Source organism: Streptomyces sp. NPDC087901 (assembly GCF_044742205.1).
Lineage (GTDB): Bacteria > Actinomycetota > Actinomycetes > Streptomycetales > Streptomycetaceae > Streptomyces.
Map to the genome: position 1 here is coordinate 172199 of NZ_JBIUUC010000001.1, position 21901 is coordinate 194099.

The following is a 21901-nucleotide window of genomic DNA, read 5'->3' on the forward strand; positions in this document are numbered from 1 at the left end:
CGCAGGCGGCGGAGCAGCCGCCATCGCCCGTACGAGAGCAGCAAGTTCCCGTCCCCGAAGCGCACGGGAAGGGCGCCTGGAGCGCTACGGGCTGAAGATTCCTCGGCTTGCTCCGCTTGCCGGGGGAGCAGCGAACTCCAGCTTCCGCATCACCAGCGCCGCCGACGAGTTCGTCCTCACCATTCTCGACAACCACGACACGGCCAGCGCCGAGCGCCTCGCTGCTCATACGCACGCGCTGTTCCTCCTGGGCGTACCGACTGTCGCGGTCGTGCCTGCACTGACGGATCGGCTATCACCCACTTCGGCGATCACCCGGTGATCTTGAAGGCGTGGGCCGACGGCACGGTGGAACAGCCACTGCCTGTGGCGCTGCTTCCCGAAGCCGGCCGAATCCTCGCCGCACTTCACGCACTCCCGCCTCAGTCACCCGGCCTGACCGACATCCCTGTCGGCACCCGGCGCCTCTCCGCCGACCACGAGGCTCTCAACACGGGTTTCGCGGACCGGCGCTTCGCCGACTGGCTCGTTGATCAGCTCGCCCGTGTCTACCGCGTCGAAGCGGTGAGCCACCGGCCAAGGACGATCACGCATGGCGACCTTTTCGACGACAACATCATCGTGGGGGCCGATGGAAGCCTCACCGTTCTCGACTGGGAGACCGTGTCCCTGGATGACCCGCTGCTGGACCTCGGGATGGCAGCAGTGGGCCTTGCGCAGGAGGACGGTGTACTCGCGGCGCCACGCCTGGAGGCACTGGTCGAGGGCTACGAGCGGGCCTGCCCTCTTGCAGAGGAAGACAGGCGTGCCCTTCCTGCTGAGATCATCCATGCGGCGCTGATCATCGCGTTCCACCGCTACTACCGTCACAACGTTCGCTTCCCTGACGCGGCGAAGAGCGACTACCACTTGGAGATGATCAGGTTCGTCGAGTCCGTGACGGGAGCAGTTGAAGTGCTCGGCTGACGGCGCAACCAAGCCGCCGATGCAACGGCTCGGTTTGCCGACGCGTACTGATCCGACGAAGTCGGTCCATGCAGCCTTGAAGTCGAGCCTGCAAGACCGACCGGGAGCCGGTGTGGTGTCACCACGCATCTGTTTCACCGCCTCGCTCAACCTCCTGCAGCGCGTTTGACCGCATAGCCGCACAGGCGGGTGCCGTAGAGGTCCAGGGCGTCGTCGGGGTTCGTGGCGTAGTGGTTAGCGATCTCCGCCCATTGGTCCCAGCCGTAGAGGCGGGCGTGGCGGCGGTCGTCGTCGGTGCGCTGCGGTTCGTGGAACGCCGTTGCCGTGGCGCGTTGTCGAAGCCATGCCTGCCATGCGGGGTTTCCGGTGGGCTCGGCGGTGTGCGGGTGGGCAGTTTCGGCCGGCTGGTCTTCGTCCGGAGCGACAGCAATCCGGTCACGGAGTTGCGCGGTGATGTACGCGGCGGGGCGCGCAGGACGCCAGGCGAGCCACCAGGACGTCAGCTCGGCGGCGATGTCGTGGGCGTCGAGGCCCTGGTCGATCAATGGCCGCAGCGCGTGAGCGAGTCGACGTAACCCCTCGCTTTGGGTCCAAGGGACGTGCGGCCGGACCTGAGCGGCGATCCGGATGTCGGCGGCGACTTGTAGCGGGCTCCTCGGCGTCGAGGTTCTGGGGCGAGAGGTGGCTCGTGGCCTCGCGCGCCTGCGCGGGGTGTCTTTACACCTCTCGTCTGCCTCAGCTACGGGTTTGCGGGGGCGGGCGGCGAGAGATTGGGGCTCACGCACCCGGCTGCCGGGACCGTCTGCCGCGGGGGTGTGCACGGGCGGCACCGGCACCGCGACCACCCGGGCCTCGAACCCCTGACCGTCGACTCGGTTGCCGTGCGTCCGGTCGTAGGCGTACGGGATGGTGGCCGCGTAGATCGTCGCCGTACCCGCGTACGGACGACCGGCAAGCCGCAGATTGCGTCGCGACCCGTGGCGTACCCAGACCAGCGCCCCCGACTCCCGCAGATATCCGACGTGACGCTTGACCGTCGCCCTGGACAGACCGCAGCGCGCGGCCGTTCCGTCGAGGTCGTACAGGACAGTCCCCGCGATGTAGTCCATCCGCCCGGCCAGGTCCCGGGCGATACGTAACGTCGCCTCACCGGCCCTCGGATGGAGCCCGGCCTCCTCGACCAGCCACACCACGGCACGTAACCACGCCCGCGGCTGTGCATGCCGGGAGGCGGTCGTGGAGATCTCCTGGAACGGGCCAGGGACGGGTTGCCAATCAGGGGCCGGGCATGGCTGAGGGACGCGGCACGGGGCCGCGCCGAGAACACGGCGCATCACTGTCCAGGGGAGGGAGGGAGGGAGGGCAGGCCAGGGTGTAAGCACCAGGCGCATGACGGGAGGTACGGCAGAAGGCCGGGGTACGGGCGACTTCCGAAACGAGAATGATCCCGTGGAGGGGGCAAGTACGAAGCGAATCAGCGAGGTATGACAGGGGCGCCGCCGCCGGCCGCCAACCGCTCGGTATCTTCGCCTCCACTCCGCGGAGACAGAGGAGAGGCACGGACAGCCCACCCGAGCGACTGCGCGACACCGGGGGTGTCGCGCAGAGCGCGGGGATCACGGCAGCCGCCGTCCGCCTGTATCTCAAGCGCACACGCGTGACCGACGAACTCCGCCTCAGGCCAACGGACTTACCTCACCCCGACGATCAGTTCGGCCGCTCGCCCGCCTGGCGGGAGAGCACCATCAGGGCTTGGCTCGCTGTTCGGCCGGGGCGGGGGCGCGCGACTCCGGGGGTGTAGGGGATCTGCGGCGGGCTACCGCTCGGCCGCTTCGCCGGTCGGGCCGTACGGCCGAGTGCTACGCCCACGACGACTCACGCCGCCCCTTCCGCCTCGGATTCAACCTCGAAGAGGAATTGCGCACGGTCAAGCGCCTCGTCAGCATCGTAGCCATGCGCCCTCAGCCAGAGTAGAAGGTCCGTGATCAAGCCGGTGGCTGCCTCCGCGGCTTCCTTCACACTCATGCGCCTGAGCTGGGAAGGCTCCCGGCGCTCCCCCAACCCGCAGAGGCCCAGAAGTGCTTCCGCCTTGGCCACCTGTTCATCAGCGACATGGCCGTCGGCCGACTGCAAACCTGTGGCGAGTTCACACCATGTCGTCTTGGAGACGCCACGCACGATCACTCCCCACCGGGCAGCCACTCCCTCCACCAACTGCATGCCCCGCCCTAGCTCGTCCAGGCTGGCCGTCCTGATCAATGTCGGAAGTCGCTGCCCGTCGGAGTCGTGCACCTCAATACGCAGGCAACCCCCGTTCATGCTTACCGCCAGGCAGGCCGAGGTCCCCGCGCCCACGTGCTTGATCACGTTGCTCGTGAGCTCAGTTACGCAGACCTGAGCCGCGTAGGCCATCGACGAGAGCCCCCATAGCTCAAGGTGGAGACGCATCACTCGGCGCAGGCCGGCAAGCTCCTCCGCCTCAGCCAGGAACGGCAGTTCCCACCTCTTACGCTCGACACCAAAGCGGCACCCACTCATTCCGGTCACCCTTCGCGCTGCCCGACGGTCGCCCAGTGCACCCGCCACACTCCATACGGTGACAGTGAAACTCTCAAAATGGAACTCTCACTCTGCCTTTTCGGGGGCGCGCCTCGTTGGCACACGCCCCCGGCGTGCGCCACCTTGCCTGCAAGACTCATCCCCGTGCACCCTCTCGGAGACCGACTTGAAGGGCCGAAGACATGCCAGCTGGACCGACAACGCGCAGGCGCCAACTGGGAGCCGATCTGCGTCGACTCCGCGAGGCGAAGGGCCTCACTTTGGAGGATGCAGGCGCCCGCGTAGGCATCTCAAAAGCCACTCTGAGCCGGTATGAGACGAAGGAGGGAACGGTTAAGTGGCCGGCTGTAGACGCCCTTTGCCGAGAGTACGGCGCCTCTGACCAGGAGCGAGATTCACTGGTCGGCCTGGCCAAGGGGGCTCGCATCCAGGGCTGGTGGCGCTCCCTCGCTGATCCCATCCCCGAGTCCATGAACCTCATGCTCACCCTCGAGGACGAGGTGGTGAGCGAGGGGCACTACGCCTGCATGTACGTTCCCGGGTTGCTTCAGACGCGAGCGTACGCAGAGGCAGTTCACCGCGCTTCAGAGATGAGATGCACTGACCAAGAGATCAATCACATGGTCGATATCCGGATGAAGCGCCAGGAACTTCTTACGCGCGACGAGCCTCCGCACCTCTGGGCAGTGATCGATGAGGCCGTCATCAGACGAATGGTCGGAGGCCCCTCGGTCATGCGCGACCAGTTGCAACACCTACTCACCGCCTCGACCGAGCCCAACGTCACGATTCAGATCCTGCCGTTCGCGGCAGGTGCACATGCCGCGGCGGTTGGCAGCTTCGTCATCCTGGGTGGTTCAACGCCTGAACTCGATGTGGTCTACGTGGACATCATCGGTGGCGGGCTGTTCATGGAGAAGCCGCAGGAACTCGAACGCTATAAGTTGGCGTTCGAGTACTTGCGGGCGCAGGCACTGGACCTCGAGTCCTCTGCCGCGCTCCTGAACCACGTTTGCGAGGAGCTGTGATGGATCACGAAGATGCCCAGTGGTTCAAGTCGTCTTACAGCGGTGGTAGCGGCACGGAGTGCGTTGAGGCTGCTTTCACCACCGTCGACACCCTCGTGCGTGACAGTAAGCGTCCGAGCGACGGCCACTTCCACGTCGGCACCGGGGCTTGGGCGTACTTTGTCGGATCGGTGCGCGAAGGCGAGTTGCACTGAAGCAGAGCTGAGGTCGGCGGGGCGGCCGGGTCGCCAAGGGAAAGGCGTGTCCGCGGACCAGCAAAGGCTGGAAGTCAACGCGGTGCCCCGCCCACGCCGTAGGCGTGAGGGGGCACTATGTCCGTTGGGCTACTCGAAGATGTTCGGGAGCGGGATGCGGTTAACGCGACGATTAGCGTTCCATGCGGAGGCAACGGCCAAGTGAGCGGCCTTGAGGCGGCCCTTGGTGCCGTCGGCGCGGGTGTTGTTGTTGGTAGCGATGGTCTGAATCTTCGCCTTGAACGCAGTCGGGTCACCCTGGCGCTTGAGCTTCTCCGCCAACTCCGCGGGCTTCAACTCAGGGTGCTTGGACATCACCGTGGCGATGCCCCCGATGGTGACAGCGTGCCACGTGTCTGAGGTGCGGCCCCAAGCGTCCTCGGCGATGGTGAGCGACTGGTCCAGGATCTCAGGGCCCTGGTCCATGACGATGCTGAGGATTCCCTTGATGCCGCGCACGCCATGAGCGGAGCTACTGCCAACCTTGAGCTGGTGCTTTTCCAGGACGTTGTTGGTGTCCACGAAGAGGGGATGCCCCGCCATCACGCCAATCCTGAATTCGTCGTTCGGTCCGACCTTCGAGGATTCCTTGTTCTTGATGATGAACAGGGACGCCTCGTTGGCCATCGAGAGGTCAGAGTGGACCTCACAGGTGATGGTTTGGACAGCCTCGCGAACCGCCTCCGAGACCGAGACCTTCCCGGCCAGAATGAGCTGGCACGCATAGACGCGATGCATGCCGTCCACTGCGTACAGACCGTCCTCGCGCTGCGAGAGAATCGGCGTCCCGAGAGCAGTGGGGACCAGCTTCTCAGCGATGGCCTGCGCACGAGTCTTGTTGAGGTTGCGCTGCGCGCGGGGGTCGAACCTGATAGCCGTCGGGTCCACCTTGATGTACTCAATCGGGTGGTCCGGGATGTCGTACGTGTAGTCCTTGCTGGACAAGGCTTCTCCTCTTGTGTCAGCACCCCGATGGGGGCGACGACGACACATGTCAGCTCCCGAATGCGGGAGACGGCGACTTAGCGGCGCCCAAAGTACCGCACAACTAAGTTCATTGGCGCGTGAGTTCGGGGATTACCGCAGAACGCCGCACAGGCCATGCACGAGCGCCAGGTACCGCGCACCTCAGGAACTGGCGTCCCCTGGCCGGACGGCTCGGCCATCGAGAGCACGGGAGCGACACCGTCCAGGCGACCGCTAGCCTGTTGACCCACTAGCGAAGCGTGAGACTCGGAGTTCGAACGTGCTCCTCGAAGTCTCACCCCTCACTGTGTAGGAGCTCGTAGGCCAGGGGTCACCCCGCGGCGATTGCTGAGTACGTCCAGACGTCCGCTGTCATTTCGTGACGCAGCTTCCAAGTGATTGCCATGGGCTTGCTGCCCTGGTGCGTGACGTAATCGGCTGGCCCAAGCAGCATCCAGGGCTGAGGGCCTCCGATGTCTGTCTTCTTGTAGCGGCGGACGAAGAGGAGCACCTGAGTGCTCTTCTCTCTGTGTGTCTGGTAGCGAAGGCCTGTCGGGGACGTGTCTGACGTTTGGTTCTGGGACTCCCAATGGAACTCGGACTCGTTCAGCGCGTAGTCCTTGTACCGGGTTTCGGGCGAGAAATCTTTCTCGTCCTTTTCCAGCGTGATGAGAAGAGCATCCGTCTCGATGTTCTCGCACCACTTCACGCCCTCGCGGAAGTGCCCGGGCATGAAGCCGTCCACTGTGGACTGGCCGAGGGCAGGGAGGATCTCTTCGCGGCTGTACGAGGCGTGTACTGCCAAGGGGAGATCGGCATGGGTGCCGAGCAGCGGAAGCGGCAGGTGATCGGCTAGGTCGAGGACGTGGGCCAGTACCTGGCGGAGCTCGTCTCGAAAGGCACCCTGGACGCGCAGAGTGTCGAAGCCCTCTTGGTAGCTCGTGAAATCGCCGCCCAATGGCCAGAGGGAGAAGAAAAACATGCGCGCGTAAGCCTGTTCCTGAGCTGTGAGCTGGTCATACGCGGAGGCGTCGTCGACGAGGAGCTTCGTGTACGCAGAGACGCGTGCCCGGTCGTCGACATGGAGGAACGCTGATACGCGCTTCAGGAGCGCTGCCTCGCCGTCGGGGGCGGTCGTATCGAGGAGCTTGGCGCGGCGGAGAAGGCCGGTCCAGGAGTTTCCGTTGCCCCGGTAGAGCTCTTTGAGCTCTCGGCCGCTCTCCTTGAGGTAGTCCGCGAGCCGAGGCTCGGCGTAGGCGGCAACCTCGCGAGCGAGCTGGGTGACGTTGACACCGATCTGGTTGCGGATGTTGTCGAGGATCAGCGCCTTGGCCTTGGTCTCAAGGATGATCTGGCAGCCAGATGGCAGCTGGGGGAAGTCGTCCTCGATGTTGGAGAGCAGACGGTTTCGCGTCAGGTTGGTCAGGGCGCGGAACTGCTCCTCGAACCTGAACTCCTTGCGGTGCTGACCGATGAAGTCGAGGACGGTGAGTACAGCCTTGCTCTCGGTACGGCGCAGCCCACGTCCCAGCTGCTGAAGGAACACCGTGGCGCTTGAGGTCGGTCGCAGGAGAAGGAGGGTGTCGACATCGGGAATGTCGAGTCCCTCGTTGAACAGGTCTACAGAGAAGATGACTTGCAGCGTCCCGGCGCGGAGTTCTTCGAGCGCCGCTTTGCGCTCGTGCTTGGGGGTGTCGCCGGAGAGCGCGACGGCGTTGAGGCCGGCGCGTCTGAAGACCTCAGCCATGAACTGGGCATGTGTTACCGAGACGCAGAAGCCCAGAGCCCGCATAGTCCCGGGGTCGGCGACCTTGTCCTTCACAGCCTTGACGACGAGCCTGGCCCGGGCGTCGTTACCTGTGAAGAGGTTACTGAGAGCCCTCGAGTCGTACGCTCCCCGCTTCCACGCGAGGGTGCTGAGATCGGTGCTGTCGGTGACACCGAAGTAGTGGAACGGACTCAGCAGCTCGTTCTCAAGTGCTTCCCACAGCCGCATCTCGGCTGCGATTCGGCCGTCAAAGAACTCATCTTGGACGTTCAGTCCGTCCATCCGCTCTGGGGTGGCGGTGAGACCGAGCAGCTCTTGTGGGGCGAAGTGGTCCACGATTCTTCGGTAGGTCGGCGAAGTGCCGTGGTGGAACTCGTCGATCACGATGACGTCGAAGTGATCTGGAGCGAGGCGTTCCAGGGCGCGTGCGTTGAGTGACTGAACACTCGCGAAGACGTGGTTCCAGTCCTCGGGCACCTCGCCACCGAAGAAGAGCTCACCGAAGTTCGCATCGACCAGCACGTTCTGGTACACCCGCAGGGACTGCTCCAGGATCTCCTTTCGATGCGCCACGAAGAGCAGACGGAGATCCCGGCCAAGCTTGTGTCGCAGGTGCTTGTAGTCCAGGGCCGCCATCACAGTCTTGCCCGTACCGGTTGCTGCGACGAGGAGGTTGTGGTTCCGCCCGTGAACGGTGCGCTCGACCTCCAGGCGTTCCAGCATGTCGCGTTGGTGAGGGTACGGACGTACTTCCAGCCCAGAGAGCGTGATGATATTGCTGCCCTGCTGGCCGCCAGGGCCACCCGCGTGAGAGAGCGCCTCGTCCAATCTCTGTGCGTCGCGATCGGGGTCGTACGACTCAAAGGAGCGCTCGCTCCAGTAGGCGTCGAAGGTTGCCTCGAACTTGCGCAGAACCGACGGGGTGGCGATCGATGACAGCCGTACGTTCCATTCGAGGCCATCGAGGAGTGCAGCCTTGGAAAGGTTGGAGCTCCCGACGTACGCGGTGTCGAAGCCACTTTCTCGCCGGAACAGCCACGCCTTCGCGTGGAGGCGAGTCGAGCGGAGTTCGTAGTTCACTTTCACTTTGGCGCCGAACTCGCGAACCAGCCGGTCGAGGGCGCGACGCTCCGTTGCCCCGATGTACGTCGTCGTGAGAACCCTGATGGGGACGCCACGATCGCGCGCGGATGTCAGCGCTTGCTCAAGAACCCGCAGACCATGCCACTTCACGAAAGCGCAGAGCAGATCTACACGGTCCGCCGTGGCCAGTTCCGCCCGGAGTTCAAAGCCCAAACTTGGGTCGTCGGGTGAGTTGGTGATCAGAGCAGTGTCGGACAGGGGAGTGTGCGGTCGTATCGCGTAGACGCCCGGAGCTTCTTGCTCTGCTACGGCGAGAAGCTGCCGGGGGCCCTCGATGACCAGGTCGACCCACTCAGTGGCGCCCTCAATGGTGTTGAGTGATTCGAGGATGTGGTTCGCCGCAACGACCTGCTCTGCTGGTTGGAGGCCCTGAAGCACCCGACGAACAGTGCTCGCGATGTGTCGGGACAAGACGTGAGGCGCGGACTCGACTCCCACCACAGCATCGATAGCACGCCAACCCGCGGCATCGAGCTGCTTCATTCGCTCTTGGAGCCGCCGGGTGATCAGCGTCTCGTAAAGTCCGGCAACGGGCGCCGCTTCCTCCTGAGCATGGCTGGCCATGGCCGCGTCCCCCTCATTGCGATACGTATGTATGCAGTTGTATCAAGGGGGACTGACATTGATGGCTGATGCGACGTTCTGAGCGGGGGAGAGATGGACGCCGGGGTCATAGCGCTGCTGGTGGCGGCAGTCGGTGTGGCGGGCACGCTGTTGGCCCCGATCACCACCACGTGGGTGGGTTCGCGAGCCCGGCTCCAGGAGTTCGAACTTCAGCAACGAGCCGAGCAGGGCAAGCGCCACTTCGAAGAGGCTCAGCAGAACCTGGAACGGCGACGGGAGACGTACGTCGTTCTGAACTCCGCCGTCCGCCGGTATCGGATTCTGATGATGGAAGACGTCCACGCTCTGCGGAGCGGGGGTCCGCTGGATGAGGACGGGGCCATCGAAGCCGCCCGGCTTGAGTTCCAGGACGTCTATGCACAGGCGCAGATGCTGATCCCCGACTCCGTCCTGGGGCCGTGCCATGAGGTCCGCGTGGCACTCGCCGACGCCCGTAAGGGGATAGCTGCTCTTCACGAGGAATCCGAACTGGATCAGGAGAAGTGGCAGGGGGTGCACGCCGAGGTGATGCAGGTGTGGGATCTCATCGGCGTGATGCAGGAGGCCATGCGTCAAGATCTCGGCATCACGGCGTCAGGCATGTCCGGACGGCCCGGCGGCCAACTCCCGTACGTACCCGACCCCCCGCTCCCCGACCAGCACCAGCTCCTCTCCCGTGAGGACGAACCCCGTCCGCGTCAGGACCGACCGTGACGCGGTGTTCGTGACGGTGGCCCCCGCGCGCAGCGTCGTCAGGGCGTAGGCCGTGGTGCAGAGCGTGAGCAACTGGCGGACCGTGTCCGTCGCCAGGCCCCGGCCCGTGGCCTTCTCGGCCAGGCGGAAGCCCAGTTCGGCCGAACCGTCCGCCACGTCCACCACGTTGAACCGACCCAGCACCTCGCCGTCCTCCGTCACCAGCACGTGGAAGTGGCAGGCGCCCGTGGCCTGTTCGGCGAGGCGTTCCGCGAGGTGGGCGGCGAAGTGGGTGAAGAAGTCGTCGCCGCGGTCCGGCACCGAGGCTGCGAAGAAGGCGCGGTTCTCCCGCTCGAACGCGAGGAGGGCCGGGGCGTGGTCGGGGCGCAGGCGCTGGAGTTCGGGCATGGCGGCAGGGTACGCAGGCCGGGCGGGCAGGGACACGGGTTGATCGGGGCGGGCGCGGCCGGCCCCCGCCCCGCCCCGTACGACGACTAAGCGCCCCCGTGGCAGTCCCGATAAGACCGCCCCGAGCCGCACCAGCACGCCGCGCTCCTCGCCGGGGGCCACGGGACCGCGCGCCCGCGGGCCGCCAGGGTCGTCGCGTACTGGGGGAGCAGGTCCGGGTCGGACGGGGAGGCGGCCTCGGAGGCGGCGAACGCCTCGTACGACGGGACCGTGCCCGTCACGATGCCGAGGTTCGGGGTCCCGGCCGCATGGAGGTCGCGCAGGGCCGCCTCCAGGCGGGCCAGGTGGTCCGGGTGGGATGCGTACTCGCTGCCGAGGCCCGGGTACGCGGTGAGGAGCTCGCGCAGTTCGGGCTCCGGCCAGTGGAGCACCGCCACCGGGAACGGGCGGGACAGGGCCGTGCGATACGTGCCCAGTTCGGCGCGGAGGCGGGTGATCTCGGCCCGGAGCTCGCCCGGGTCCGAGGAGCCGAGCGCCCACAGCCGTTTCGGGTCGTGGAGTTCGTCCAGCGGGACCGCCGCGGTGTGGAGGGCGTCGGCCAGCTCGTCCCAGGCGTCGTGCGTGACGCCCATCAGGCGGCGTACCCGGTGGCGGCCGGTCAGCAGCGACTGGGTGGCGTACGGGACCTCCTCGCCCGGGGCGATGAGCAGGGTGAGGGCCGTGGAGAAGTAGTCGTGGGCCGACTCCAGCTCGTCGTGGGCCTCCAGGGTCTCGGCCGCGATCTCCCAGGGGGCCGCCTCCAGCGGGCCGGCCGCACGGATTCCGTCGATGATCGCGCGAGCTTCGGCCTCGTGGCCGTACTCCCACAGGTTGGCGGCGTTGAGCGCCTTCACCAAGTGGGGGTGTTCGGTGTCGGGGTCGCTGAGCAGGGCGTCGTAGAGCGTGGTGGCGCGGGCGCGGTCCCCGGCGAGTTCCAGATGGGCCGCCGCCTGGAGGAGCAGCGGTTCGTGGTCCTCGGGGTACTGCGCCGCGGTGCGCAGCAGGCGCTCGGCTTCGGTGGTGTGGTCGGCAGGCGTGTCGGGGCGCATGAACCACACGGTACTGCCGTCGAGGTGTTGTACGGAGGGGTGCTGTACGGAGGCCTGTTCCGGGCCTGGTGAGTTACGGGCCTTGCGCCTATCGTGCGGGCCGTGCGTCAGCGGATACGTGAGCGGATACCGGTGGTGGTGCAGCGGGACAGGCGCGGGAGGCGGCTGGCCGCGCGCGGGCTGTGGACGGGCGCGGAGCTGGTGGTGACCCTCGGCGTCGTCCTGTTGCTGCTCGTCGCCCATCAGCTGTGGTGGACCAACCGGCAGGCCCGCGCCGAGGCCGCCGACACCGTGCAGGCCCTCCAGCGGGACTGGGACGAGCCCGAGGAGGCCGGGGCGTCGGATCCGCCGGCGGCGGAGGTGTCCCAGGAGCCGGCGGACGACAGCCCTGCCGTGGGGGCGGCGGACGGCGACGCTCCCGCCGCCGCGTCCGCGCCCCGGCGGTCCCAGGCGTACGCCGTCATCCGTATCCCGCGCATCGGGCTGACCGCGCCCGTTGCCCAGGGCATCAGCAAGCGCGGCGTCCTCGACAAGGGGTACGTCGGTCATTACCCAGGCACCGCGCAGCCCGGCGGTCCCGGGAACCTCGCGCTCGCCGGGCACCGCAATACCCATGGCGAGCCCTTCCGCTACATCAACCGCCTGCGGTCCGGCGACCGGATCACCGTCGAGACCCGGGGCGCCGTCTACACGTACACCGTCGACAAGACCCTCGCCCGGACCCAGCCGGGCGACGGAGGGGTCGTCGCCGCCGTGCCGCGCAGCAATGTGAAGCCGTACGTGGGCTACCGGGCGGCCGGGTCCTATCTGACGCTGACGACGTGCACGCCCGAATTCACCTCCCGGTACCGGCTGGTGGTGTGGGGGAAGCTGACGGATGTGCGGGGGCGCTGACCGCCGCGGGTGTGGTCGTGGGGCGGCGAGGGTCGTGTGGGTGTGGTCGTGGGGTGGCGAGGTCGTGCGGGTGAGGTCGTGGGGCGGCGAGGTCGTGCGGGTGAGGTCGTAAAATTCTCCGACGTGCTCAGACGACGTCCGCAGTTGTTGTGGTTGCTGGTTCCCTACGTGCTCTACCTGGGGGCGCTGCCGTTCGTGAACCGGGTCGATCCCGTCGTTCTCGGACTGCCGTTCCTCTTCTTCTGGCTGCTCGGGGCGACCCTGCTGACCCCCGTCGCCGTATGGCTGACCCGGCGGGGTGACCGCCGGTGAACGCCGCCGTCGCGACCTCCGTCTTCGGGGTCTTCATGGTCGCCACCGTCGCTCTCGGGCTGCTCGCCGTGCGCGGCCGTCGCGGGCCCGAGCGCGGCGGGCTCGCCGAATGGTCGGTGGGCGGGCGCAGCCTCGGGACCGTCTTCATCTGGGTGCTGATGGCCGGTGAGGGCTACACCAGCTTCAGCTATCTCGGCGCCGCCGGCTGGGGCTACAACTACGGGGCGCCCGTCCTGTACGTGGTCGCGTACATGTCCTGCGGTTACGCCGTCGGCTACGTCGTCGGGCCCATGCTCTGGGCATACGCGCGCAAGCACGGACTCGTCGGGATCACCGACATGGTGGCCCACCGCTTCGGCCGGCCCTGGCTCGGCGCGCTCGTCGCCGTCCTCGCGACCGTCTTCCTGCTCCCGTACATCCAGCTCCAGATCACCGGCATGGGCGTCGTCGTCTCGACGATCTCCTACGGTGCCATCAGCCTGAACTGGGCCTACTTCATCGCCTTCGCCGTCACCACCGGTTTCGTCGTGGTGAGCGGGCTGCGCGGCAGCGCGTGGGTGTCCGTGCTGAAGGACGTGATGGTCATCGCCACGCTCGGCTTCCTGGCGATCTACGTACCACTGCACTACTTCGACGGCTACGGGCCCTTCCTCGACCGGCTCGTCACCGAGAAGAGCGAGTGGCTGACCTTCCCCGGGCACGGGGACAGCGGCCTCGGGCAGGCCTGGTTCATCACCACCTCCTTCCTCAACTCCCTCACCGTCGTGATCTTCCCGACCACCGTGGCCGGCTACCTCGGTGCGAAGAACGCCGACGTGCTCCGGCGCAACGCGATGTGGCTGCCCGCCTACAACATCCTGCTCTTCGTCCCGATGCTGCTCGGCATGGCGGCGCTCTTCGTCGTTCCCGGGCTCGTCGGGGCCGAGTCGAACCTGGCGCTCTTCAAGCTGGTCGTGGACTCGCTGCCGGCCTGGTCGGTCGGGATCATCGGCGTCGCCGCCGCGCTCTCCTCGATCGTGCCGATGGCCGTCTTCATGCTGGTCATCGGGACGATGTGGGGGCGCAGTGTGCTCTCGCTCGTACCGCGGTGGGAGCAGCGGCAGAAGGGTGCGGCTCAGCTGGTCGTCGTGGTCGCGGGAGGCCTGGCCCTGCTGCTCACGTACACCGCGCCGAACACCCTCGTGCGGCTCTCGCTGATCTCGTACGAGGGCATGGCGCAGCTGCTCCCCATGGTGCTGCTGGGGCTGATGTGGCGGCGGCTGACCCTGCTCGGGGCGATGAGCGGGCTGGTCGTCGGGGTGGGTGTGGTGTGCGGGTTCGTGTTCACGGAGAACGACCCGGTGTGGGGTGTGAACGCCGGCATCGTCGCGCTGGGCGCCAATCTGGCGGTCGCGCTCGCGGTGACGTACGCGGGGCCGCGCGAGCACGACGAGCGGCCGGACGACGAGGTGCTCGCGCGGGACGAGATCGATGGGGACGAGATCGATGGGGAACAGCTCGTTCCCGCGGGATGAGGGCGCGTGGTCAGGTCCGGTCCCGCAGCAGCAGCACGCTGACCGTCGCCACCAGGGCCAGCCCCACCGACAGCAGCATCGCGCCGTCCGCGCCCGAGCCCGTCGTCGCGACGGCGATCGTCACGGCGACGCCCGCCGACGAGCCGATGTAGCGGGCGGTGTTGTTCGCGCCCGAACCCATCGCCGCCCGCTCCTGCGGCACCGATTCGATCGCCAGCCGGGGGAGCGCGGCATTCAGCAGACCGCTGCCGGCGCCGGACACGACCAGGGCCGGAATCAGCCGGAGCCACACCGCCGCGTCCGGACGCCCTCCGGCGTCCAGCGTGCCCAGCAGGGACACCACCCCTACCGCGTGCAGGACGAAGCCCGCGGCCAGTTGGTGGCGGGCCGGCACCCGGCCGGCCAGCCGGCGCGACTGGAGGGCCACGACGAACGCGGTGCCCGACCAGAGCAGGAACAGCCATGCCGCGTCGATCGTCGAAAGCCCGAGCGCCCGCTGGAGCAGCGTCGGCAGGAAGCTGAACAGGCCGATCACCGCGAGGCCCGTGAACAGCCCGCCGGCCGACGAGGCCAGGAAGGGGCGGCTGCGCAGCAGCGCCGGATCGATCAGCGGGGCCGCCGCCCGGCGCTCCACCGCGAGGAACACCAGGGCCAGTGCGACGGCGGCGAGCAGCAGCAGCGCGACGGGGGCGCGCAGCCAGCCGTCCCGGCCGAGCGTCAGCGCGGTCAGCAGCGCCGTCATCGACAGGCCCAGCACCGCCGCGCCCGCCAGGTCCGGGCGGCCGCCGCGCGGGGCCCGGGACTCGTCGAGCGTACGGAAGGCGAAGGCGGCCGTGAGGAGGGCGGCGAGGCCCAGCACGACGTACGTCAGCCGCCAGTCGACGGAGCCGAGCGACCCCGCCAGCAGCGGGCCGAGCGCGATCCCCGCGCTCACGAACGCGCCCCAGATCCCCGTCGCCCTGATCCTGGCCGCGCCGGCCGGGAACGCCCCGACCAGCAGTCCCAGGCTGGTGGCCAGGATCGCGGCGCTCGCCGCGCCCTGGGCGACCCGGGCCAGGGTGAACGTGAGGGTGTCGGTCGCCAGGGCCCCGAGTGCGGTGGTGAGGCCGAGGGCGAGCGTGCCGATCAGGAACAGTCTGCGCCTGCCGTAGTCGTCGGCGAGGCTGCCCGCGACCAGCAGGACGACGGCGAGACCGAGCGGGGTGCCGTTGAGCAGCCAGGCCTGGCCGGAGGGCGGGGTGGCCAGGGCGGCCGAGATGCCGGGGAGTGTCGTCATCGGCGCGGTGTAGTTCATCAGCGCCACGGCGGTGGCGACGGAGGTGATCGCGAGGGTCGGTCCGGGGCGCGGGCGAGCGGGCGGAAGGGGTGGGGAGACGGCCGGTTGCGCGGGGCGGCGGCGTACGGGCTGGGCGGGCTGGGACATGGCATCGCTCCGGGGTTCGCACGGTCGTTGCGCGAGCGGGTCGCGGCACTTCCCGTAGTGGGTTCGATGAATGAACTCGTGTCGACGGCGCTGACGCTAGCACGCTGGGTTCATTCATCGAACCGTGAAGGAGTAAAGTGATCCCATGGCACTCGGCAAGGACTACGCGAACCAGCAGTGCTCCATGGCCCGCGCACTCGAAGTGGTCGGCGAGCGCTGGACGCTCCTGGTGGTGCGCGACGCCTTCTACGGCGTACGCCGGTACAACGACTTCCTCGTCCACCTCGGCATCCCGCGCGCCGTCCTCGCCACCCGGCTCCAGTCCCTCACCGAGGCCGGGGTCCTGGAGAAGCGCCGCTACCAGGAGTCGCCGCCGCGCGAGGAGTACGTCCTGACCGATAGCGGCAAGGCGCTCTGGCCCGTCCTCGGCACCCTCGGGATGTGGGGGCGCGACCACCTCCCCGGCACCCTCCCGATGCGTGTCTTCGTCCACGCCGACTGCGGTACGGAACTGGGCGCGTACGGCACATGCCCGGCCTGCTCCGTCCCCGTACCGCCCGAGGACATCGAGATGAGGCCCGGCGACGGGCTCGACAGGGACACCGGCAATCCGGTCAGCCGCGCGCTGCTCGCGCCCCGCCGACTCCTCATGCCCCTGGAAGCCGATCGTGTATAACGGTTAACGGTTGAAGTGCCGCGCGACCACGCGGCCACCGGAGACGCGGAAGGGGGAGGGACCATGGACGCACGCGCCACGAAGCGCATGCGCGGCGCCCTCGCCCGGGTCCTGCGGCCCGCCGGACTCCTCCTCTTCTTCCTCACCGAGGTCCTGCTCGCCGAGGGCGGCAGCCTCTCCGCCGCCGTCGCGCTCGCCGCCACCGCGGCCGCCGGCACGGCGCTCGTCGCCTGCTCGGTCATCAGCGCGCGCTGCGCCGCCCCGGTGCCCCGCACCCGGGTCCGTACCGCCATGCGCGACCGGGAGAAACGCACCGCGTTCCTGCCGCAACGCGACCCCGACGCCAAGGGGCGCCGCCGCCCCCGAGCCCCCGGCCATGTCCTCCTGACGGCCGCGTAGGGCTCCCTCTCTTCCCTCTTTTCGTCCGGTAGGTACGCCGTGTGCGCGTACGTACGGGCGCCCCGCGCGGATCGTCATGCCGAAGCTGATCCACTTCCCGGCACGACGAGACCCCCGGAGGGCTCATCCATGTCCGCCTTCATGTCCGCATTCGCCAGCCTGGTCGGCGCCCTCGCCGACGTGCTGCACCCGCTCTTCCAGAACGCGTCCACCGCCGCCGCGATCGTCCTGTTCACCGCACTCGTACGACTCGCCGTGCACCCCCTGTCCCGGGCCGCGGCGCGCGGACAGAAGGCGCAGCGCCGACTCCAGCCGCAGATCGCCGCACTGCGCAAGAAGCACGCCAAGAGCCCTGAGCGGATGCAGAAGGCGCTCATGGAGCTGCACAAGGAGGAGAAGGTCTCCCCGCTCTCCGGCTGCCTGCCGAGCCTCCTGCAGATGCCGGCCTTCTTCCTGCTCTACCACCTCTTCTCCAGTACGAAGATCGGCGACGAGGCCAACGAACTCCTCGGCCACCAGCTCTTCGGCGCCCCGCTCGGCGAGCGCTGGCGCGACGCGCTCGCGGACGGCGGGATGTTCGGCGCGCAGGGCCTCGTGTACGTGGGGCTGTTCGTGATCGTCGCCGCCGTCGCCACGTTCAACTACGGGCGGACCAAGCGCCAGATGGCCGCCAACCCCGTCACCCCGGCCGCAGGCCCCGACGGACAGCCGGTCCCGGGCATGGGCGCGATGACGAAGGTGATGCCGCTGATGTCCTTCTTCACGCTCTTCACCGTCGCCTTCGTGCCGCTGGCCGCCGCGCTGTACGTCGTCACGAGCACCACCTGGACCGCGATCGAGCGGGCCTACCTGTACCGCGACATGCCGGCCACCGGTGCCGCCATGGCCACGGCGGCGTAGTCCGGGACGCGAGTGCGCCGGTCCAGTGTGTGAACAGGGTCTTGCGGAGTGATCGGATCTCTTGGAGGATCGGACAGGCCTGCGATGGCCGTAACCCATCCGACGGGCCTGAACGCGACCAAGGAGAGAAAGACCGTTGAAGCTGCTTCGTGTGGGTACTCCAGGCGCGGAACGACCGGCGCTGCTGGACGAGGACGGAACCCTGCGTGACCTGTCGGGGATCGTCACCGACATCGACAGCGCGCTGCTCGCCGACGAGGACGCGGTCGCCCGGGTGCGGGCCGCCGCGGCTGCGCCCGGGGAGCTGCCCGCGCTCGACGCCGAGGGGCTGCGGGTGGGCCCGCCGCTCGCCCGGATCGGCAAGATCGTGTGCATCGGGCTGAACTACCACGACCACGCCACGGAGACGGGCGCCCAGATCCCGACCGAGCCGATCCTGTTCTTCAAGGCGCCGGACACGGTAGTCGGGCCCGAGGACACCGTGCTCGTGCCGCGCGGCAGCGAGAAGACCGACTGGGAGGTCGAGCTCGCCGTCGTCATCGGCCGCACCGCCCGCTACCTGGACTCCGCGGAGGAGGGGCTCGCGCACGTCGCCGGATACGCGGTGGCGCACGACGTCTCCGAGCGCGAGTTCCAGATCGAGCGCGGCGGCACGTGGGACAAGGGCAAGAACTGCGAGACGTTCAACCCGCTGGGGCCCTGGCTGGTGACGGCCGACGAGATCGCCGACCCGCAGGCCCTGCCGATGAAGCTCTGGGTCAACGGCGAGCTGAAGCAGGACGGCACGACGGCCGACCAGATCTTCCCGGTCGGAGAGGTCGTGCGCTATCTGAGCCACTTCATGACGCTCTACCCGGGCGACGTGATCAACACCGGCACGCCGGCGGGTGTCGCGATGGGGCAGCCCGAGCCGAAGCCGTATCTGCGGGCGGGGGATGTCGTGGAGCTCGAGATCGCGGGGCTGGGGCGGCAGCGGCAGGAGCTGAAGGGGGCGTAGGGGGCGGGGGCGGTCCTTCCCGGGTGCGCCCGGGGGCCGCTTCGTCCTCAAGCGCCGGACGGACTCGACTGTGCCGCGCTGGACTGGGCCGGGCTGGACTGTGTCGCGCTTGGCTGTGCCGGGCTGGACTGTGCCGGACTTGGCTTGATGGGGCCGGGCTTCATTTGATTCGCGAGGGTGCGGGCTCGGCTTGATTCGCGCATTGGCCGGGCTGGTGGATGCGCGCGGCGCACTCGCTGGACGCACGCGGCGCACACGCTGGACGCGTAAAGATCGGATGGGTGGGTGCTGCCGGTGGCGGCACCCACCCATCCGTGCGTGTCGGAGGGGGTCGGCCCCGATCAGCTGCTGATCTTCGTCGCGAACTGTTCCAGCGCCTCGACCACCAGCGCGTGGTCCTCCGCCTGCGGCAGCCCCGACACCGTGACCGAGCCGATGACGCCCGCGCCCTCGACCGCGATCGGGAACGAGCCGCCGTGCGCGGCGTATGTGTCCGGGTCCAGGCGCGAGGCCTCGTCGAACGTCGTCCCCTTGGCCCGGAACCGCGTCCCGACCAGGTACGAGCTCTCGCCGTAGCGCTCGACGACCTTGCGCTTGCGGTCGATCCACGCGTCGTTGTCCGCGCTCGAACCCGGCAGCGCGGCGTGGAACAGCTGCTGGGCCCCGCGCCGGATGTCGATCGCGACCGGGGCGTGCCGTTCCCGGGCCAGGGCGACGAGCAGGCCGCCGAGCGCGTACGCGTCGTCGTAGCCGAAGTGCGGCAGCGTCAGCCGGCGCTCCTGGGCGATCAGCTCGGAGATGGTCGGAGCGGTGGGGTTCATGCGGACTGCTCCTCGTCGGCGGGTGCGGAGGTGTGACCGGTGACGGGTGCGGAGACCCTGGGCAGGGTGACCGTGACACCGTCTCGGGCCGAGCGGCGGGCCGCCTCCAGGACGTCCAGCGCGGCAGCGGCCTGGAGGGCGGTGACCGGATTCTCGCCCTTTCCGCGCAGCGCGTCGGTGACCGCCGCGTAGTACGCGGGGTAGTCGCCCGGCAGCGTACGGACCGGGGTGCCGCCGCCCGTGAGCGGGGACTCGCCCGAACCGAGCCGGCCCCACAGGGCCTCGTCCTCCACGCCCCACGGACCGTCCGCCGACGGGCGCGCACCCTCGCGCAGGGCGGCCTCCTGGGGGTCGAGGCCGTACTTCACATAGCCGGCCCTCGATCCGAGCACCCGGAAGCGCGGGCCGAGCTGGGCCGTCGTCGCGCTGACGTACAGATGCGAGCGGACCCCGTTCGTGTGGGTGATCGCCAGGAACGTGTCGTCGTCGGCCGCCGCACCCGGGCGGCGTACGTCCGACTCCGCGTACACCTGGACCGCCGGACCGAACAGGGCCAGGGCCTGGTCGACGACATGGCTGCCCAGGTCGTACAGCAGCCCCCCGATCTCCTCGGGGTCGCCCGACTCGCGCCAGCCGCCCTTCGGCTGCGGGCGCCACCGCTCGAAACGCGACTCGAAGCGCTGCACGTCGCCCAGCTCACCGTCCGCGATCAGTGCGCGCAGGGTGAGGAAGTCGTTGTCCCAGCGGCGGTTCTGGAAGACCGAGAGCAGCAGCCCGCGCTCCTCGGCCAGTGCCGCCAGCTCCCGGGCCTCGGCGGCCGTGCCGGCGATCGGCTTGTCCACGACCACCGGCAGACCGGCCTTCAGCGCGGCCGTCGCGATCGGGACATGGGTCTTGTTCGGCGACGCGATCACGATCAGGTCGAGCTCGTCCGCGCGCTGCCACAGCTCGTCCGGCGAGGCGGCGAACCGCACACCGGGGGACTCGGCGCGGGCCTGATCGCGGCGCTCCTCGTTCGACGTGACGACCGTGTCCAGGACGAGGCCCTCGGTCGCGGCGATCAGCGGGGCGTGGAAGACGGAACCCGCCAGGCCGTAGCCGACGAGTCCGACGCGCAGGGGGGTCCCGGACGATCCGGAGGTCTCGTGAGTCGCGTGGTCAGTCATGCGTTCCACTTTGGCAACGCTGTTGCCAAAGTGCAAGCGCGGGAGACAATGGGTCAGTGAACAGGAGTAACAGCGGCGCGAACCTGCCGGCACTGCGCAGCCACAACGCGGCGCTCGTGCTGGACCTGCTGCGGGCGGCGGGCGAGCGCGGCATCAGCCGGCTCGAACTCGCCGGCCGTACCGGGCTCACCCCGCAGGCCGTCAGCAAGATCACCGCCCGGCTGCGCGCCGAGGGCCTGGCCGGCGAGGCGGGCCGCCGTGCCTCGACGGGCGGCAAGCCGCGGACCGTGCTGAGGCTGGTTCCGGACGCCGGTCACGCGGTGGGGCTGCACCTGGACCGCGACGAGCTGACCGTCGTGCTCGTCGACCTCGCGGGCGCGGTGGCCGCGAGCCGTACGGCTCCGCTGGACTTCGGCGCCCCGGCGGACGAGGTGCTCGGGGCGGCGGCCGGGGCGGTCGCCGCGGTGCGGGGCGACGGTGCGCTGCCGGTGCTCGGGGTGGGGGTCGCCGTGCCGGGACCCCTCGACCACCGGGGCGGGGTCCTGCACCGCGTCACCGGCTTCCCGCAGTGGGACGGCTATCCGCTCCGCGACGCCCTTGCCGAGCGGACCGGTCTGCCCGCCGTCATCGACAAGGACACCAACGCCGCCGCCCTCGGCCTAGCCCTCCAGGAGCCGGGCCCCGCCGACTTCGCCTATCTCCACCTCGGTACCGGCCTCGGCTCCGGACTGGTGCTGGGCGGGGCGGTGCACCGCGGGGTCCGTACCGGAGCGGGGGAGTTCGGCCACCAGACCGTCCAGCTGGACGGGGTGCTGTGCAGCTGCGGCGGGCGCGGCTGCATCGAGGCGCTCTGCCTGGCCGCCGTCGAGCGGGGCGACATCGCCGAGGCCTCGCGGGTGCTCGGGACCGGCGCCGCCAACCTGGTCGGGCTGCTCGACATCGACCGGGTGGTGCTGGGCGGGCGCACTGTCGCCGCCGACCCCGACGCGTACGTCCGAGGGGTACGCGCGGTGCTCGACGAACGGGCCCGGCGTGACGGGGCCGACGGGATGCCGGTACCGGTCTTCGCCGCCGGCGGAGGGGACCAGCCGGTCGCCGAAGGGGCGGCGCAGCTGATCCTCGCCCCGCTGTTCGGCCGCGTCGGCGGAGCGGACCCGCAGGCCGGAGCGGACCCGCAGGCCGAAGCGGACCCGGACAGCGGTGGAAGCGCATGCGGAGGCCGGGTGGCCGACCACGCCGGGACGCTCCCCGGCCGTACGGAATCGAGCTGATCGAGGGCGTGCTCCCCGGCCGTACGGAATCGAGCTGATCGAGGACAGGCTCCCGGCCGTACGGAGCATCCGG

At 69.0% G+C, this 21901-nt stretch carries 21 protein-coding genes; 12 read left to right on the top strand and 9 right to left on the bottom strand.

Going from position 1 to position 21901, the window contains the following annotated elements; genetic code table 11:
- Positions 1–318 precede the first annotated feature (318 nt).
- Positions 319–966, top strand: a complete 648-nt coding sequence (locus tag ACIOEW_RS00765; protein ID WP_401960165.1) for a phosphotransferase enzyme family protein — start codon at positions 319–321, stop codon at positions 964–966.
- A 146-nt stretch (positions 967–1112) separates the two neighbouring features.
- Here ACIOEW_RS00765 and ACIOEW_RS00770 read toward each other — a convergent pair whose 3' ends face one another.
- Both ACIOEW_RS00770 and ACIOEW_RS00775 read right to left on the bottom strand, forming a co-directional pair.
- Entirely contained in the window at positions 1113–2159 is a 1047-nt protein-coding gene (locus ACIOEW_RS00770) for a hypothetical protein (RefSeq protein WP_401960168.1), read from the bottom strand.
- Positions 2160–2841: 682 nt separating this feature from the next.
- Positions 2842–3552 (bottom strand): ATP-binding protein, encoded by a 711-nt coding sequence (locus ACIOEW_RS00775; protein WP_401960170.1) that lies wholly within the window; start codon positions 3550–3552, stop codon positions 2842–2844.
- 155 nt (positions 3553–3707) lie between these two features.
- Here ACIOEW_RS00775 and ACIOEW_RS00780 point away from each other — a divergent pair, with 155 nt between their 5' ends.
- Positions 3708–4553 (top strand): helix-turn-helix domain-containing protein, encoded by an 846-nt coding sequence (locus tag ACIOEW_RS00780; RefSeq protein WP_401960172.1) that lies wholly within the window; start codon positions 3708–3710, stop codon positions 4551–4553.
- On the top strand, positions 4553–4747 hold the full coding sequence (locus tag ACIOEW_RS00785; protein WP_401960175.1) for a DUF397 domain-containing protein: 195 nt from the start codon (positions 4553–4555) through the stop codon (positions 4745–4747). The genes ACIOEW_RS00780 and ACIOEW_RS00785 overlap by 1 nt, the downstream gene beginning before the upstream one ends.
- A gap of 129 nt (positions 4748–4876) precedes the next feature.
- On the opposite strand, the gene ACIOEW_RS00790 is transcribed toward ACIOEW_RS00785, so the two are convergent.
- Together ACIOEW_RS00790 and ACIOEW_RS00795 are read right to left on the bottom strand one after the other, a co-directional pair.
- Positions 4877–5731, bottom strand: a complete 855-nt coding sequence (locus ACIOEW_RS00790; RefSeq protein WP_401960178.1) for a DUF6551 family protein — start codon at positions 5729–5731, stop codon at positions 4877–4879.
- 352 nt (positions 5732–6083) lie between these two features.
- A complete protein-coding gene (locus ACIOEW_RS00795) occupies positions 6084–9227 on the bottom strand; it encodes a DUF3427 domain-containing protein (protein WP_401960181.1) in 3144 nt (1047 codons plus the stop codon).
- A 93-nt stretch (positions 9228–9320) separates the two neighbouring features.
- Between ACIOEW_RS00795 and ACIOEW_RS00800 the strand changes: the two genes are divergently transcribed.
- Positions 9321–9980, top strand: coding sequence for a hypothetical protein (locus ACIOEW_RS00800; RefSeq protein ID WP_401960184.1), 660 nt, complete (start codon positions 9321–9323; stop codon positions 9978–9980).
- Here ACIOEW_RS00800 and ACIOEW_RS00805 read toward each other — a convergent pair.
- Both ACIOEW_RS00805 and ACIOEW_RS00810 read right to left on the bottom strand, forming a co-directional pair.
- Positions 9861–10367: a GNAT family N-acetyltransferase gene (locus tag ACIOEW_RS00805; RefSeq protein ID WP_401960185.1), complete on the bottom strand. Its 507-nt coding sequence runs from the start codon at positions 10365–10367 to the stop codon at positions 9861–9863. The genes ACIOEW_RS00800 and ACIOEW_RS00805 overlap by 120 nt on opposite strands.
- 86 nt (positions 10368–10453) lie before the next feature.
- The gene (locus ACIOEW_RS00810; protein ID WP_401960188.1) at positions 10454–11455 is read right to left on the bottom strand and encodes an SEC-C metal-binding domain-containing protein; all 1002 of its coding nucleotides are present in this window, start codon (positions 11453–11455) and stop codon (positions 10454–10456) included.
- A 102-nt stretch (positions 11456–11557) separates the two neighbouring features.
- Here ACIOEW_RS00810 and ACIOEW_RS00815 point away from each other — a divergent pair, with 102 nt between their 5' ends.
- The 3 genes from ACIOEW_RS00815 (at position 11558) to ACIOEW_RS00825 (ending at position 14175) form a co-directional block, all read left to right on the top strand.
- Entirely contained in the window at positions 11558–12349 is a 792-nt protein-coding gene (locus ACIOEW_RS00815) for a class E sortase (RefSeq protein ID WP_401960191.1), read from the top strand.
- 153 nt (positions 12350–12502) lie between these two features.
- Positions 12503–12661 (top strand): DUF3311 domain-containing protein, encoded by a 159-nt coding sequence (locus ACIOEW_RS00820; protein WP_356321379.1) that lies wholly within the window; start codon positions 12503–12505, stop codon positions 12659–12661.
- On the top strand, positions 12658–14175 hold the full coding sequence (locus tag ACIOEW_RS00825) for a sodium:solute symporter (RefSeq protein ID WP_401960194.1): 1518 nt from the start codon (positions 12658–12660) through the stop codon (positions 14173–14175). The genes ACIOEW_RS00820 and ACIOEW_RS00825 overlap by 4 nt, the downstream gene beginning before the upstream one ends.
- 10 nt (positions 14176–14185) lie before the next feature.
- Here ACIOEW_RS00825 and ACIOEW_RS00830 read toward each other — a convergent pair whose 3' ends face one another.
- The gene (locus ACIOEW_RS00830) at positions 14186–15598 is read right to left on the bottom strand and encodes an MFS transporter (protein ID WP_401960195.1); all 1413 of its coding nucleotides are present in this window, start codon (positions 15596–15598) and stop codon (positions 14186–14188) included.
- 145 nt (positions 15599–15743) lie between these two features.
- Between ACIOEW_RS00830 and ACIOEW_RS00835 the strand changes: the two genes are divergently transcribed.
- The 4 genes from ACIOEW_RS00835 (at position 15744) to ACIOEW_RS00850 (ending at position 18570) form a co-directional block, all read left to right on the top strand.
- Complete coding sequence (locus tag ACIOEW_RS00835; RefSeq protein ID WP_362543183.1) at positions 15744–16274, top strand: helix-turn-helix domain-containing protein; 531 nt, start codon at positions 15744–15746, stop codon at positions 16272–16274.
- Between the two features lie 63 nt (positions 16275–16337).
- Positions 16338–16673, top strand: coding sequence for a DUF6412 domain-containing protein (locus tag ACIOEW_RS00840; protein WP_362543180.1), 336 nt, complete (start codon positions 16338–16340; stop codon positions 16671–16673).
- Positions 16674–16802: 129 nt separating this feature from the next.
- Positions 16803–17573, top strand: coding sequence for a YidC/Oxa1 family membrane protein insertase (locus ACIOEW_RS00845; protein WP_362543177.1), 771 nt, complete (start codon positions 16803–16805; stop codon positions 17571–17573).
- A 136-nt stretch (positions 17574–17709) separates the two neighbouring features.
- Positions 17710–18570, top strand: a complete 861-nt coding sequence (locus tag ACIOEW_RS00850; protein ID WP_362543174.1) for a fumarylacetoacetate hydrolase family protein — start codon at positions 17710–17712, stop codon at positions 18568–18570.
- 341 nt (positions 18571–18911) lie between these two features.
- On the opposite strand, the gene ACIOEW_RS00855 is transcribed toward ACIOEW_RS00850, so the two are convergent.
- Positions 18912–19391 carry a heme-degrading domain-containing protein gene (locus ACIOEW_RS00855; RefSeq protein WP_362543171.1) on the bottom strand — a complete coding sequence of 160 codons (480 nt, stop codon included), beginning with the start codon at positions 19389–19391 and terminating at the stop codon, positions 18912–18914.
- Positions 19388–20557, bottom strand: a complete 1170-nt coding sequence (locus tag ACIOEW_RS00860) for a Gfo/Idh/MocA family oxidoreductase (protein ID WP_401960201.1) — start codon at positions 20555–20557, stop codon at positions 19388–19390. The genes ACIOEW_RS00855 and ACIOEW_RS00860 overlap by 4 nt, the downstream gene beginning before the upstream one ends.
- A gap of 56 nt (positions 20558–20613) precedes the next feature.
- Here ACIOEW_RS00860 and ACIOEW_RS00865 point away from each other — a divergent pair, with 56 nt between their 5' ends.
- Positions 20614–21828 carry an ROK family protein gene (locus tag ACIOEW_RS00865; RefSeq protein WP_401960202.1) on the top strand — a complete coding sequence of 405 codons (1215 nt, stop codon included), beginning with the start codon at positions 20614–20616 and terminating at the stop codon, positions 21826–21828.
- Positions 21829–21901: the final 73 nt, after the last annotated feature.